Below are 1,043 nucleotides of genomic sequence, written 5' to 3'. Positions count from 1 at the left end.
CAGATATCATATCTATTATTTATAAAAAGATTAGATGACGTGGATAATGCTAATGAAAAGAAAGCTAATAGAATAGGCAGACCCTTTAAATCAGTATTTATGGATTTAGCTGAAAAGTTAAAAGAAGAAGGGAAAATTGAAGAAGGCTTTAGCTTCGAACTTTTAAAGTGGAGTCAGTTTAAACATTTAGAAGCAGAGAAACTGTTTGATGTAGTATCACAAAAGGTATTTCCTGCTATAAAATTATTGGGCGGGGAAGAGTCAAGCTTTACAGCAGAAATGAAAGATGCTGTATTTATGATACCAAAGCCTTCCTTACTTCAGGAGTCAGTTAGACTTATAGATGGTATAAACATGGATGATGCAGATACAAAAGGTGACTTATATGAGTATCTTTTATCAAAGCTTGCAACTTCAGGAGTAAACGGACAGTTTAGAACACCAAGACACATAATAAGAATGATGGTTGAGCTTATGGACCCATCAGCTGAAGATAAAATATGCGACCCAGCCTGTGGTACGGCTGGCTTTTTAATTAATTCCTTAGAATATATACTTGAGAAATATACAAGACCAGAAAGTGTATTTACCGATGAAAAAGGAAATCTTCACAATAGAATTGGAGACATGATGAGTAGTAATGAATGGGAGCATTTTAGAACAGAAATGTTCTATGGCTTTGATTTTGACCCGTCAATGGTTAGAATAGCTTCAATGAACCTTATGCTGCATAGTATAGATAATCCTAATATAAGGCAAATGGATTCATTATCAAAAAGCTATGAAGAAGAAAATAAATATACTCTAGTGCTTGCTAATCCTCCTTTTAAGGGAAGTATAGATGAGGGCGACATAAATGCAACTCTTGCAAAAGGAGCTAAAACAACTAAGACAGAGCTTTTATTTATGAAACTTATAAATAGAATATTAGACTTAGGTGGAAGATGTGCTGTTATAGTACCAGATGGAGTTTTATTTGGCTCAACTAAAGCACATAAGGATATAAGAAAAACTTTAGTTGAAGAAAATGCACTAGAAGGTGT

Annotated in this window: 1 protein-coding gene; it reads left to right on the top strand. The window is 33.7% G+C overall.

The genetic code is table 11. The annotated features are described in order from the left end of the window. The coding region (locus M2651_RS14210) for a class I SAM-dependent DNA methyltransferase (protein ID WP_252132995.1) at window positions 1-1,043 on the top strand (1,043 nt) is incomplete at both ends.

Origin of the sequence: Clostridium caldaquaticum (assembly GCF_023806125.1) — a bacterium.
Classification (GTDB): domain Bacteria; phylum Bacillota; class Clostridia; order Clostridiales; family Clostridiaceae; genus Clostridium_AT; species Clostridium_AT caldaquaticum.
Note: the sequence above shows the minus strand (reverse complement) of the source record. Positions and strands in the feature narration are given on the sequence as shown.